At 68.1% G+C, this 12,335-nt stretch carries 11 protein-coding genes; 5 read left to right on the plus strand and 6 right to left on the minus strand.

What is annotated here, in order from left to right; genetic code table 11:
* The gene (locus ABZ552_RS02105) at positions 1-864 is read right to left on the minus strand and encodes an ABC transporter permease (protein ID WP_281876468.1); all 864 of its coding nucleotides are present in this window, start codon (positions 862-864) and stop codon (positions 1-3) included.
* A gap of 4 nt (positions 865-868) precedes the next feature.
* The gene (locus ABZ552_RS02110) at positions 869-1,723 is read right to left on the minus strand and encodes an ABC transporter permease (protein ID WP_281876469.1); all 855 of its coding nucleotides are present in this window, start codon (positions 1,721-1,723) and stop codon (positions 869-871) included.
* 525 nt (positions 1,724-2,248) lie between these two features.
* Between ABZ552_RS02110 and ABZ552_RS02115 the strand changes: the two genes are divergently transcribed.
* Positions 2,249-2,923, plus strand: coding sequence for a S1 family peptidase (locus ABZ552_RS02115; RefSeq protein ID WP_281876470.1), 675 nt, complete (start codon positions 2,249-2,251; stop codon positions 2,921-2,923).
* 52 nt (positions 2,924-2,975) lie between these two features.
* Here ABZ552_RS02115 and ABZ552_RS02120 read toward each other — a convergent pair whose 3' ends face one another.
* Together ABZ552_RS02120 and ABZ552_RS02125 are read right to left on the minus strand one after the other, a co-directional pair.
* Positions 2,976-4,427 carry an MFS transporter gene (locus ABZ552_RS02120; RefSeq protein ID WP_281919332.1) on the minus strand — a complete coding sequence of 484 codons (1,452 nt, stop codon included), beginning with the start codon at positions 4,425-4,427 and terminating at the stop codon, positions 2,976-2,978.
* A gap of 40 nt (positions 4,428-4,467) precedes the next feature.
* Positions 4,468-5,091, minus strand: a complete 624-nt coding sequence (locus ABZ552_RS02125) for a hypothetical protein (protein WP_281876472.1) — start codon at positions 5,089-5,091, stop codon at positions 4,468-4,470.
* Positions 5,092-5,279: 188 nt separating this feature from the next.
* On the opposite strand from ABZ552_RS02125, the gene ABZ552_RS02130 reads away from it, so the two are divergent.
* The 4 genes from ABZ552_RS02130 (at position 5,280) to ABZ552_RS02145 (ending at position 9,753) form a co-directional block, all read left to right on the plus strand.
* Positions 5,280-5,789 (plus strand): DUF6764 family protein, encoded by a 510-nt coding sequence (locus ABZ552_RS02130; RefSeq protein ID WP_281876473.1) that lies wholly within the window; start codon positions 5,280-5,282, stop codon positions 5,787-5,789.
* 127 nt (positions 5,790-5,916) lie between these two features.
* The gene (locus ABZ552_RS02135) at positions 5,917-7,137 is read left to right on the plus strand and encodes a serine hydrolase domain-containing protein (protein ID WP_357435536.1); all 1,221 of its coding nucleotides are present in this window, start codon (positions 5,917-5,919) and stop codon (positions 7,135-7,137) included.
* 38 nt (positions 7,138-7,175) lie between these two features.
* The gene (locus ABZ552_RS02140) at positions 7,176-8,546 is read left to right on the plus strand and encodes a cytochrome P450 (RefSeq protein WP_357435241.1); all 1,371 of its coding nucleotides are present in this window, start codon (positions 7,176-7,178) and stop codon (positions 8,544-8,546) included.
* A gap of 373 nt (positions 8,547-8,919) precedes the next feature.
* On the plus strand, positions 8,920-9,753 hold the full coding sequence (locus ABZ552_RS02145) for a L,D-transpeptidase (RefSeq protein ID WP_281881218.1): 834 nt from the start codon (positions 8,920-8,922) through the stop codon (positions 9,751-9,753).
* Between the two features lie 116 nt (positions 9,754-9,869).
* Here ABZ552_RS02145 and ABZ552_RS02150 read toward each other — a convergent pair whose 3' ends face one another.
* Together ABZ552_RS02150 and ABZ552_RS02155 are read right to left on the minus strand one after the other, a co-directional pair.
* Positions 9,870-11,888, minus strand: a complete 2,019-nt coding sequence (locus ABZ552_RS02150) for a M13-type metalloendopeptidase (protein WP_357435243.1) — start codon at positions 11,886-11,888, stop codon at positions 9,870-9,872.
* 73 nt (positions 11,889-11,961) lie between these two features.
* On the minus strand, positions 11,962-12,333 hold the full coding sequence (locus tag ABZ552_RS02155) for a DUF397 domain-containing protein (protein ID WP_281876476.1): 372 nt from the start codon (positions 12,331-12,333) through the stop codon (positions 11,962-11,964).
* Positions 12,334-12,335 lie beyond the last annotated feature (2 nt).

Raw genomic sequence — 12,335 nt, forward strand, 5'->3', positions numbered from 1 at the left:
CTACCCCGAGATCCGGATGCCGGGGTTGACACCCCAGATCGCCAATGTCATGAACAGGTTCGCGAAAACGACCGCGATGATGCACATCTTGATCGCGCGGCCCGCGGCCACGCCGACGCCCTCGGGGCCACCGGAGGCGAAGAAGCCGTAGTAGCACTGGATGAACGTGGTGATCGCGACGAACAGGATCGCCTTGATCAGCGAGTAGATGACGTCGGTCGGAATCAGGAACTGATAGAAGTAGTGCTGGTAGGTGCCGGTGGCGGTGCCGCCGATCAGCTGCACGGTCAGCGAGCAGGAGATGTAGGCCATCGTCAGACCGAGGCAGTAGAGCGGGATGATGGCGATCATCGCCGCGAACATCCTCGTGCTGATCAGGTAGGGCAGCGGCCGGATCGCGATGGACTCCAGCGCGTCGATCTCCTCGGAGATGCGCATGGCGCCGAGCTGCGCGGTGAAGCGGCAGCCCGCCTGCGCGGCGAAGGCCAGCGTAGCGAGCAGCGGGCCGAGTTCGCGAGTGGTCGCGAACGCCGAGATTGCACCGGTGATCGGGCTCAGGCCGAGCAGGTTGAGCGAGTTGTAACCCTGGATGCCGACGGTCATGCCGCCGAAGGCGCTCAGGATGACGACGACGCCGATGGTGCCACCGCCGACGACGAGATTGCCGTTGCCCCAGGTGACGTCCGAGAGCAGGCGCCACACTTCCTTGGGGTAGTGCTTGAGCGCCAGCGGAATCGAGCCGATCGAGCGCAACAGGAAGAACACCTGGTGGCCGAGCCTGGCGAGCAGATCGACCGGCGCCTGAGCGGATTTCCGGAGCGTCTGGAGAGGCCGCAGCAGCGGCGGTACATAGGTTGAGGACACCGGCTCAGACCACCTGTGACGGGAATAGTGCGTTGTAAACCTGGGTGATGATGAGGTTCACCCCGAACAGCATGATGGCGGAGCTCACCACCGCTGAATTCACCGAGTTCGCGACGCCGCCCGGGCCACCCCGGGTGTTCAATCCGGTATCGCAGGCGATGATTGCCGCCAGCAGACCGAATATCAGCGATTTCGCCAGCGCGACAAGAAGATCGGTGGTCACGGCGAACGACGAGAAGGTGCCGACGTAGGAACCCGGCGTACCGTTCTGCGCGAAGATATTGAAGATGTAGCCGGTCAAGAAGCCCACGAAGACGACGAAGCCGCACAGCAGCACGCTCACCAGCATGGCGGCGCCGAGCCGCGGGGCGACCAGCCTGCGCATCGGGTCGACGCCCATGACCTTCATGGCGTCGATCTCCTCGCGGATCGTGCGCGAGCCGAGGTCGGCGCAGACCGCGGAGCCGACGGCGCCCGCGATCATCAGCGAGGTGACCAGCGGGGCGCCCTGCTGGATGATGCCCAGGCCGTTGGCCGCGCCGATGAACGAGGTGGCGCCGACCTGGCCGGCGACCGACCCGACCTGGATGGACACGATGACGCCGATCGGGATGGCGACCAGCAGCGTCGGCGCGGCGGAGACGCTGGCCATGAACGCGCACTGCCGGACGAACTCGCCGAACGGGAAGCGCCTGCGGAAAATCGAGACGAACAGTTCGGCGACGGCCGCGAAGCCCATCGTGATCTGCCTGCCGAAGGTCTCCAGCGAACGCTTGGGGTGATCCTGCCAGTAAGACCTCGTCCAATCGACCGCACCACTGACCCGTGACCCTGATGGTGGACTCTCGGTCGACTGCACTGGCTAATCCTCCTCGACGCCGGTTGGCTGCCCCGGCGACTCGTTTGCTTGACGCACCTTACTACGGAGTAGTGCAGAACACACCATCCACTTGTGATCGCAGTCATAGATGTCGCTCACCGTTGCCGGAAAGCAATGCTTAAGCCGCGGAACATTGGGAACGAGCCCAAACGCCGTGCCCTTACCTCTGGCACAAGTTACAGCCCAACTGGGCGAATCCGCGCTCCGCGGCGACGGAACGGCGAATTACTTCGGATATTTATCATCGAAAATCGGATTTGTTTCCGGAGACCAACATCGCGACTCCTTACTATCACCGTGACACTAAGGGGCACGACATTTTCACAATTGCGATAGCGGAATGCTATTGAGCCCGTAAGATACATTCCATCTCAGTTGTATGAAATGGGGTTGAAGCGCGGAACAGTGGGGACAACCCCGTAGTGGTGACGCGCCCGAGGTCGATTACTGACACGATGGGTGCGACAGATTGATATCGTGCGGGCTTCCGACGTCTGGAGGGACATGTTCAGCAAACTCGCCAAGGTGGCCAACGCCGCCTTCGCCGTCGCCCTGGGCGCGGCGCTGCTCGGCACGGGCGCAGGGGCCGCTAATGCCGACCCGGGCCCGCCGGTCTTGGGCGGTGGATCCGGCATCATCATCGACAACCAATTCGAGTGCACCGTCACGACTGTCGGTCACGACAACGCGGGACGTCTGGTCGGCCTGACCGCAGGCCACTGCGGCGACCCGGGCGCACAGGTCTACGCCGAAGCCGATCGGGGCGCCGGCGTGATCGGCCGTTTCGTCTACTCCAACCACGACCTCGACTACGCCGTCATCCAGTTCGACCCGGGCAAGATCACCCCGGTGAACCGGGTCGGCAACGTCACCATCACCGGTCTCGGCGGACCGGCCAACTTCCCGCAGATCGTCTGCAAGGAAGGGCGCACCACCGGCAACACCTGCGGTATCGCCTGGGGTGACATCTTCAGGACGAACGTCGAGACCTGGAGCCAGATGTGCGTGGTGGAAGGCGACTCCGGTGCGCCGGTGGTCGTCGGGACGACGCTGGTCGGCATGGTGAACGCCTACCTGGCCATCGCCTGCTTCGGTCCTGAGGTCGGTACCAACATGAGCGCGATCGTGGCCGACATCAACGCGCGCGGCGGCGTCGGCGCGGGTTACCTGCCGATCTGATCGGACGACATCCGCTACGAGCGGCCCGAGGGGAGCGATCCGTTCGGGCCGCTCATGCTTCGCTCCGGGCCGGCGCGACCGCCGGTCCCGCGACGCCGCACTGCGGCATGCAGTCGACGCTGTCCAACTTGGGCGCCCGCCGCACCGGGCGCAACAGCACGGCGGCGAGTACCGCGCCGGTCACCAGCAATCCGGCGCACAACCACATCGCGGTGGCGAAACCGTCGTCGAACGCCACCGGGTCGCCCAGCGCACCCGAGATGCCCACGAGCCCGGGCAGCGTCGCCACCGCGAGCAATTGCGCGGTGCGCGCGACGGCGTTGTTCACTCCGGAGGCGATGCCCGCCTCGCTCGCGGGCACCGCGCCCAGCACCGCACCGGTGAGCGGCGCGACCAGCGCCGCGAGCCCCAAGCCGAAGACGACGACACCCGGCAGGACGTCGGTGAGGTACGCGGTGTCGGGTCCGATGCGCAGCAACAGCACCAGACCCGCCGCCGCCAGCAGCGGTCCGGCGGTCATCGGGATGCGCGGCCCGTGCTTCTGCGCCCAGCGTCCGGCGGGCGCCGAGAGCACGAGCATGATGAGGGTGACCGGCACGGTGGCGACGCCGGACATCAGCGGCGAGTACCCCGCCACCAATTGCAGTTCGAGCACGAGCAGGAAGAAGACGCCACCGAGGGCGGCATAGACCGCGAGCGTCACGAGATTCGCGGCGGTGAACACCCGCGAGGCGAACAGCGCGGGCGGCACCAGCGGGTGGTCGCTGCGCAACTCGATCACGACGAACGCCCCGAGCAGCACGACACCGGCCACGACGAGCGAAGGCATGCTGTCGATCAGTCCGAGGGTCAGCGCACCGAGCGACAGCGCCACCACCAGTGCGCCGGGCACGTCGAGTTGGGCGGCCGCGTCGGGGTCACGGCTCTCCGGCACATGCCGTAACGCGACCAGCACGACGACGAGGGTCAGCGGGACGTTGAGGAAGAAGATGGACCGCCAGCCCGCGATCTCGATCAGCCAACCGCCCAGGAACGGCCCGAGCGCGCCCGCCACACCACCGAAACCGGACCACAGGCCGATCGCCGCGCCTTGATCGCGCCGATCGATGGACGAGGAGATCAGGGCCAGGCTGCCCGGCGTGAGCATCGCACCCGCCACGCCCTGCAGGATCCGGGCGGCGACCAGCATTTCGATGGAGGTCGCGACGCCACACAGCACCGAGGCGAGCGCGAAGGCCACGGTCCCCCAGACGAAGACCCGGCGCCTACCGAGTTTGTCGCCGAGCGAGCCGCCGAGCAGGATGAACGAGGCGAGGGTCAGCGTGTAGCCGTTCAGCGTCCACTGTAGTCCGGCCACGTCCGTGTCCAGCGATTCCCCGATCCGCGGCAGCGCGATGTTCACGACCGTCGCGTCGAGCGAGGCAACCGACGAACCGAGGATGGTGGCCAGCAGGATCCAGCGTCCGGTGCCGGATCGCAGCCGCGGTAGCTCGGTGGTGCTCACCAACCCAACCTAGCGGCCCGCAGGCGCTGGGAAGTCCGGGTCAGAGTTCCTGTACGCAGACCACGAAGCGGCGCTTGTCGTAGACGTATCCGGTGCCGCTGCCGCAGACGCTGACGTCATCGGCGCCCTGCTGGATCTTGACCACCTTCACGCCCTTCGAGGGCGACGAACCGGTGCAATCGATGCGCTTGGGGTCGTCACCGCCGACGTCCATACAGCCACCGACCACCCAGTCGATGTCCAGGCACAGCGCGCCCTGTTCGATGCCGTTGATGGTCTCGGCGTAGTAGTTGTCGGCGTCGCTGCTGCACTGCGAGCTCTTCGCCGCCTTCGCGATCACCTTGTAATTCGACTCGCGGCTGCCGCACGACGCCTTCTCGATGGTGGCGTTGGTGGTGGTGCCGCCCAGCTTCACGCAATCGTTGACGTTCGCGTCGAAGTCGGTGCTGCCGCTGGGCTTGCTCGTCGTCGGCTTGCTGGTGCTCGGCGTGGGCTTGCCCGAGGAGGGCTTCGGCGTGCTGGTCACCGACACCGCGTCGATCGTCCCGTCCACGGCGGGCTGGGCGGTACCGCTGACCGTGGAGCTGCAGCCGACCAGTGACAATCCGGCCGCGACGGCGAATCCGGCGAAGGCGAGACGCCCCCAGGCCAGTTGACGAGACACGTACAGTCCTCCCGAGCTGTAACGCCGGCGAACTCACGCCCCCGTAATCCGAAGTTGCCATGGCTGCGCTTGAAATACCACGCCATGAATACACCATCGAGCGAGCGCGCGTCGAGCCGGAGACGGAAAACAACCGCTGCCAACGGGTCTGGGTATGGTGGGTGCCCAGGTGCGAGAGGAGCCCCCCGATGAAGCTGATCAGCGCAATCGTGTGTTCGACCGCGGCGATCGGAGGCTCTCTCGTCGTTCCGGGGGCTGCTTCGGCCACCGACGTGCACTGCCGATCGGAACACGGTTCCGACGTCACGGTCATCGATGGCGAGACGGCCTGCCGCGCGGCGACCGACGGCAACGGCCTGGCCAGGGCCAGCGGGATAGATGGAGTCGGCTACGCCAACGCGACCTCGGGCGCGACGGCCATCGGCATCGGCGCGGCCGGAGGCGTCGGCGCGAGCGAGGGCGCGGGCGGGGTTCCGGTGGCCGTCGGCTTCGGCCCGGACGCCGTCGCCCTGACCTCGACCGTCGACGAGCCGGGAACGCGGACGTTCGCCATCTCCATCGCGCTGGAAGGGTCGCGGGCGGGGGTGGAGACCGGCGAACAGGCGGTGGTCTGCCTGGGCGTGGCGGCCTTCGCGTGGAACGCCGACAGCGGCGACGCGTGCTTGGCCACCCCTTTTGGGCTCTGGCAGACCGACTGAACGGGTTACCCTGGTTGACCAGCCCGGATAACGGCGGTCAGGAGGTGACCCCATGGTTTCGGCAATGGCGGCGGACGACTTCGAGCCCGCCGATTCGGCGCGCGAGAAACTGGCGGCACCGCACGAGATGCTGGTCGACCCGCGTTTCATCCGGTTGGCCGATCAATTCTTCGGCCTGTTCGCGCAACCGGCGCGCGGTGGCGGCGCGCTCGCGGTCTACCTCGACGGCAAGCCCGTGGTCGACATCTGGGCCGGCTGGGCGGACAAGGAGCGGCGCTGGAACGGTGACACCGTCGCGCTGACCTTCTCCACCGGCAAGGGCGTGGCCTCGACTGTCGTCCACCGCTTGGCCGAACGGGGTCTGATCGCCTACGACACGCCGATGGCCGAGTACTGGCCGGAGTTCGCCGCGCACGGCAAGGACGACATCACGGTCCGGGACGTGCTGTGCCACCGCGCCGGTTTACACCGGGTGCGCGGCCTGGTTCCCGGCCGTGAAGGCATCCTGGACTATGACGCCGTGGTCAAGGCGCTGGCCGACAGCCCGCCGGACCCCCGGCGCATCCGCACCTCCGGCTATCACGCGATCACCTTCGGGTGGCTCGTCGCCGAACTCGTGCAGCGGGTCACCGGCAGGCCGTTCACCGAGGTGCTACGCGCGGAGATCGCCGAGCCGCTCGGTCTGGACGAGTACTGGTTCCGCGTTCCGGAATCCCAACGACATCGGATCGCCAAGATCTTCCGGCCCCTCGGTCCGCCCGGCATCCGCTGGAACACCGCCTCCTCGGTGCTGTCCTGGGTGCGGCCGGTGCGCGGGCTCGCCGAGGCGGGCATGCCGGAGAGTTTCGACGAGCTGGTTCGCGACCCCCGGGTACACGACTCGGTGATGCCGGGCTGGAACGGCGTGTTCTCGGCGCGCGCTCTGGCGCGGATGTACGGCGCGCTGGCCAACGGCGGAGTTGTGCACGGCCGCTCGGGACGGGGCGTGCACGGTGTCGACGCGCCCGGATCCGAGCCGGTCGTGCGGCTCCTGCAGCCCGCGACGATCGCGACCATCGCCCAGGTCCAGCCCACCCACAGCCGCGACTACGTGCTCGGTCTGCCGATCCACTTCACGCTCGGCTATCACCGCCCGGTCCTGATGTCCAAGCAGCAGCCGCGCAACGCCTTCGGCCATTACGGCGTCGGCGGCTCCGGCGCGTACGCCGACCCGGATCTCGGCATGTCGATCGCGTTCGTGACCAACGGGCTCGGCAGCATGGTGACCGCGCTCGGCGACGCCAGGCTGGCACGGCTGGCCGCGACCGCGCAGGCCACGGTGCGCAAGCACAAGCAGGCCCCGAGCTAGCGTCGAACCGCTCCGGGGGCGACTACGTGTTTCTCGGTATGACTGTGCGGATGCCGGAAGCCGAGACGGGCGCCGGACCTCGGGTGCCGCGCTCGACGGCGCTACATGCCGTGGCCGCCGGCGTCGATTTCGACCGGTACTTCCGTTGGCGCAGGGCGCGCGAAGGCGACCCGTTCTACGTGCGCTTTCCCGGTTTCGGCGCCGTGCTGTTCACGGGGACGGCCGTCGGTGCCCGCGAGGTGTTCCGGTCGCCGGTGGAGTTCTCCGAACCGCCGCGTCCGAACCCGATCGAGCCGATGGTCGGCGCCGCGTCGCTGATCCTGGCCTCGGGGGAGCGCCATCGCCGCGATCGCGCGCTGCTCGCTCCCGCCTTCCACAGCGCCCGGATACGGGAGTACGGCGCGCTCATCCGGGAGGCCACGCTGCGGGAGCTGGCCGGGGAAAGCGGCCCGGCATGGGTGGCGGGCGCGCGCGTCGATGCGCGGGCGGCGGCGCGGGCGCTCACGCTGCGGGTGATCGCGACGGCGGTGTTCGGCGTGCGCGACCCGGGGCGGCAAGCGGAGTACACCGCCGCGGTGACGGACTTCCTCACCGCGTTCTCCGGGCCGTTGCTCCTGGTGCCCGCGCTGCGCCACGGAATGCGCGGGCACGGCCCGTGGGATCGGTTCCGCGCCGCGCGCGACCGGCTGGATCGGTTGATCCGAGCCGACATCGCGCGCAGGCGCGAGCACGTCGCCGCGGAACCCGCCGACGTGCTCGACGTGTTGCTGTGCGCGTACCAGGGCGACGCCGACGACGAGCTGTGCGAGCAGATCCGCACCTTGCTGGTCGCCGGGCACGAGACCACCGCAACCACACTGGTCTGGGCGCTGTTCCGGCTGCACCGCGCGCCGGAGGCGCTGATCCGCCTGCGGCGGGAACTGCACGACGCGGGCCGGGACGCGAGCCCCGCCGAGCTGGCCGCACTGCCGTATCTGGACGCGGTCTGCCAGGAGACGCTGCGACTGCATCCGCCGGTGCCGATCGTGCTGCGCCGCCTCACCGAGCCCTTCACGCTGCGCGGCGTGGCGCTCGCCCCGGGCGACACCATGGGGATCGCGGTGCCGTTGCTGCACTCCGATCCGGAGGTGTGGTCCGACCCGCGGCGCTTCGATCCGGGCCGCTTCGCCGAGCGCCGCTACCGGCCGTTCGAGTTCGCCCCATTCGGCGGCGGCCACCGGCGCTGCGTCGGCGCGGCACTCGCGGACTACGAACTGCGGATCGCGCTGGCCACGATCCTCGGGCGGGTGCGCCTGCGACCGGCCCCGCGATACCCGCGCGGGCGCATCCCGCGCTCGGTGCCGCACAACATCGCGACCGGTCCGCGTCGCCCGATTTCGTTCGACGTGATCAGTGAGCTTGGTCACTAACTAGTTTGGGGCGAACCATCTTTCGCACGCCCCCTCGTGTCGGCCGGAGGTCGTCCGATCCGTCGTGACCGGGAGGTTTGCCCGCATCTATACCCAACGGTAGCGTTTGTGACCCATATCACTCGTCATGCGGTATGCGAATCACTCTGAAACGCCGGTAGCTTCCGGCCGCGCCGGGACGGTAGGAATGGACGACGGGTCGGGCCGTCGATACCCGCGGGGCGCTCTTCTGGCTCCGCGCTGAAATGAAAAATCTCGCTACGCGCGCGTACGCGTGCGCGCGAGAGATGGAATGGACGAGAAACCTATGCATGCCGCTTTGCACACCGGGTCGTTGCCTGCTCGCCGCAAGGGAGCGCGGCTGACCCGCCGGATGCGCGAGGGCGTCCTGCTGTCGGCCGCGATCGCGGCAGCCGGTGTTCTGCTCGTCGCGCCCGCACATGCCGAACCGATTCCAGGGATCGGCACCGGCTCGGCCGCCGCGGCCACCGAGCCCGAGCCGCAGGCGAACTTCGCCCCGCCCTCGATCAACATCGCCGACGGCGAGGTCGTCGGCGTCGCGCAGCCGATCATCATCACCTTCAAGGAGCCGGTGACCGACCACGCCACCGCCGAGAAGGCTATCAAGATCACTTCCTCGAAGGCCGCGCCTGGCCACTTCTACTGGCGTGGCGACAAGCAGGTGCGCTGGCGGCCGGACGAGTTCTGGCCGGACAACACCGACGTGCAGGTGCAGGCGGGCGGCACCACCAGCTCGTTCCGCATCGGCGACGCCTTCGTGACCACCGCCGACGACACCACCCACACCATCACCATCACCCGCAACGGCGAGGTGGTGAAGGAGATGCCCACCTCGATGGGCAAGCCCAAGCACGAGACGCCGAACGGCACCTACATCGTCGGCGAGCAGCTGCGCAAGATGACCATGGACTCGTCGACCTACGGCGTCCCGATCACCGACCCCGAGGGCTACAAGCTCGAGGTCGAGTACGCCACCCGCATCTCCAACAGCGGCATCTTCGTGCACGCGGCTCCGTGGTCGGTCGCCCAGCAGGGCGTCTCCAACGCCAGCCACGGCTGCCTGAACGTCAGCACCGAGGACGCCAAGTGGTTCTTCGAGAACGCCCGCCGTGGCGACCCGGTGATCGTGCAGAACACCCAGGGCGGGACGCTCAGCGCGAGTGACGGCCTCGGAGACTGGAACTAACAGCCGGTAACCCCCGGCTCGACGCGAAGCCGAACATTACGATCAACTACTCGAAGTAGCTGATCGTAGTGTTCGGCTTTTGCTCTACTCGGTACGTGCGCGAGAAGTTCGCGCAGCTACCAGATCTTCACGCGCTCAGCGGGTTCCAGGTACAGCGCATCGCCGGGCTGGACGCCGAACGCCTCGTGGAAACTGTCGATATTGCGCACGACCGCGTTGCAGCGGAACTCCGGCGGCGAGTGCGGATCGGTGGCGAGCCGGCGGATGGCCTCCTCCGCGCGGGCCTTGGTGCGCCACACCTGCGCCCAGCCGTAGAACACCCGTTGCAGGCCGGTGAGCCCGTCGATCACCGGCGCGTCCGCGCCGCCGAGCGAAATCTGGTACGCCGCCAGCGCGATGGACAGACCGCCCAGGTCACCGATGTTCTCGCCGATGGTGAACTGGCCGTTCACCGTGTGCTCGTCCGGCAGGTCCTTCGGGGAGAGCACGTCGTACTGGTCGATCAGCGCCTTGGTGCGCTTGCCGAATTCGGCGCGGTCCTCGTCGGTCCACCAGTCCACCATGTTGCCGTCGCCGTCGTACTTCGCGCCCTGGTCGTCGAAGCCGTGCCCGATCTCGTGGCCGATCACCGCGCCGATCCCGCCGTAGTTGGCCGCGTCGTCGGCGTTCATGTCGAAGAACGGCGGCCGCAAGATGGCGGCCGGGAAGACGATCTCGTTCATGCCCGGGTTGTAGTAGGCGTTCACCGTCTGCGGGGTCATGAACCACTCGTCGCGGTCGACCGGACCGCCGAGCTTGCGCAGATCTCGATCGTGTTCGGCCGCGTAACCCCTGCGATAGTTGCCGACCAGATCGGCCGGGTCGATCGTCACGCCCGAGTAGTCCCGCCACTTGTCCGGGTAGCCGATCTTCGGCGTGAACTTCTCCAGCTTCGCCAGCGCGGCGACCCTGGTGTCCTGGCCCATCCACTCCAGCTCGGCGATATTGCGGCGGTAGGCCTCCTGCAGGTTGGCCACCAGCTCGACCATGCGGGCCTTGGCCTCCGGCGGGAAGTGCTCGGCTACATACAGTTTGCCCACCGCCTCGCCGAGCAGGTCCTGCACCAGCGTGACGCCGCGCTTCCAGCGTTCGCGGTTCTCCTCGGCGCCGGTGAGCGTGCGACCGTAGAAGTCGAAGTTCTCCTCGACCACCGCCTCGGTCAGGTACGGCGCACGCGAGCGGAGCACCCGCCAAGCCGCCCACGCCTGCCAGTCCGCGAGCGGCTCATCGGCCCAGAGCCGCGCGAACGTGCGCAGATAGTCCGGCTGGCGCACCACCGACTCGGCGAACAGCTCGGACCCGGCCCCCTCGACGCCCTCGGCCAGCGCGGAAGTCCATGCGGCCCAGTCGAATTCGGGGTTGTCCGCGGCCAGGGCGGCGAAGGTGGTGAGGTTGTATCTGAGTTCGGCGTCCCGGCGACGCACCACGTCCCAGTGCCCGGCGGCCAGTTTCCGCTCCAGCGCGAAGACCCGTTCGCCGACGGTGTCGAGTTCGTCCGGCAGCAACCCGGCAACCTGCGGGTCGGCGGCGGCGAGGGCGAACATGCGGCCGATGTGCGCGATGTACTTCGCGCGGATCTCGGCGAACTCGTCCTGCCGGTAGTACGACTCGTCGGGCAGGCCGATGCCGGACTGGGTGACGTGCGCCAGATAGCGGTTGGAGTCCTTGTCGTCGGTGTCGACGAAAACGGCGACGGCGCCCCCGACGCCGGTGCGCTGCAACCGGCCGAGCAACGCCGCGAAAGCCCTCTTGTCGGCGACCTCGGCGATCGCCGCGAGTTCGGCCGCGATGGGGGCGAGCCCGGCGGCGGCCACCGCGTCGGTGTCCATGAAGCTGGAGTACAGGTCACCGATCTTGCGGGCCTCGCTGCCCGGTTCGGCGTCAGCGGCCGCGGCATTCTGGATGATTGCCTGCACGTCCAGCTCCGCCTGGTCGTAGAGCGCGCGGAAGGCGCCGTCGACGGCCCGGTCGGCAGGGATCTGGTGCTCTGCCAGCCATTTGCCGTTGACGTGCGCGAACAAGTCGTCCTGCACCCGCACGCCCTCGTCGAGGTAGGACAGATCGATACCGGAGGGACGGGTCAGTTCGGAAGTCACGGAGTCCAGTATGCCGACAAGCGGGTGGATCGGCCCCCGGGCGCGGTCGGCCCGGGGGTGGTGAACAGGGAAATCAGGCAGGGGAGACGATGCGATCGAATTCGCCGTCGTGCGCGCCGAGCAGGAAGGCGTCCCACTCCTCCGGGGTGTAGGTGAGAGTGGTTCCGCCGTGGCGCAGTGCGATGTGACCGTTGGCTGCGGGATGTGCGCCCAGTTCGCCATGTGATCGCCCGCTGCGCAGTGCGTCGAGGAAGGCGGTCCATTCGGCTACGGTGACGGTGATGACGGGCTCTTCGTCGAGGCGGTTTGCCGGGTCACGGCGATATTTGCTGTCACGGATGAGCACCGCGTCACCAGCGAACCGGACCTCGACGCATTGGTTGCCGTTGTTCGATCTGGTCGATGTGAACCAGCCGGTGTGTTCCGGCCGTGCGGTGATGGCCATGG

It is taken from the genome of Nocardia sp. NPDC019219 (assembly GCF_040632645.1).
In the GTDB taxonomy this organism is placed as follows: domain Bacteria; phylum Actinomycetota; class Actinomycetes; order Mycobacteriales; family Mycobacteriaceae; genus Nocardia; species Nocardia sputorum.

Bases quoted from the DNA above. Each gene is read 5' to 3' on its own strand.
- ABZ552_RS02115 (WP_281876470.1), top strand. From the start codon at position 2,249: ATGTTCAGCAAACTCGCCAAGGTGGCCAACGCCGCCTTCGCCGTCGCC.
- ABZ552_RS02130 (WP_281876473.1), top strand. From the start codon at position 5,280: ATGAAGCTGATCAGCGCAATCGTGTGTTCGACCGCGGCGATCGGAGGC.
- ABZ552_RS02135 (WP_357435536.1), top strand. From the start codon at position 5,917: ATGCTGGTCGACCCGCGTTTCATCCGGTTGGCCGATCAATTCTTCGGC.
- ABZ552_RS02140 (WP_357435241.1), top strand. From the start codon at position 7,176: ATGACTGTGCGGATGCCGGAAGCCGAGACGGGCGCCGGACCTCGGGTG.
- ABZ552_RS02145 (WP_281881218.1), top strand. From the start codon at position 8,920: ATGCGCGAGGGCGTCCTGCTGTCGGCCGCGATCGCGGCAGCCGGTGTT.
- ABZ552_RS02155 (WP_281876476.1), bottom strand. From the start codon at position 12,333: ATGGCCATCACCGCACGGCCGGAACACACCGGCTGGTTCACATCGACC.